The sequence below is a fragment of the Pseudomonas syringae group sp. 243L2 genome, assembly GCF_032587875.1.
In the GTDB taxonomy this organism is placed as follows: domain Bacteria; phylum Pseudomonadota; class Gammaproteobacteria; order Pseudomonadales; family Pseudomonadaceae; genus Aquipseudomonas; species Aquipseudomonas amygdali.
In genome coordinates, this window is sequence record NZ_JAWHPL010000038.1 from 1 (window position 1) to 578 (window position 578).

Consider the following 578-nt stretch of genomic DNA (forward strand, 5'->3'; position numbering starts at 1 on the left):
TTACCGGCCTTGAGATGAATTTCCTGCCCGGCGTGTGCCAGTAACCCATCAACTACCCTGATGTGCTGCGTTCCACCCACCGTCAGGTGATCGTCCGCTTTGACTTCGGTCAGCCGGTTGCCATCGACAGTGCAATGCTCCTCAGCCTTGAACTCGCTGTAGCTGTTGCCCTCGACCCGGTCGTGTCGCTCATGACCGACTCTTATTTTCTGCTCGTGCTCGATGTTTTGGTCCCAGTCGCGCTGTGCATGGATGTAGATATGCTCCTGACCAGCCCGGTCTTCGATGCGTAGTTCGTTGGAGCCATTGCCGCCGGGGCTGCTCAGGGTTCTGAACACGCTGCGCGTCTGATGCGCAGGCAAGTCGTAGGGCGGGATGTGTTCGGCGTGGTACAGGCAACCGCTGATCAATGGCTGGTCAGGGTCGCCCTCCAGAAACGTCACCAGCACTTCCATGCCGACCCGCGGAATGGTCATGCCACCGTAGCGATTACCAGCCCAACTGGACGACACGCGCAGCCAGCAACTGCTCTTGTCATCGCCGCTGCCTTCACGATCCCAATGAAACTGCACCTTGAC

General features: G+C 58.8%; 1 protein-coding gene. It reads right to left on the reverse strand.

The genetic code is table 11. The features are described from left to right. Window positions 1–578, reverse strand: a 578-nt coding sequence (gene tssI / locus RYB66_RS23020; protein WP_316886948.1) for a type VI secretion system tip protein TssI/VgrG, incomplete at both ends; no start/stop codon positions are given.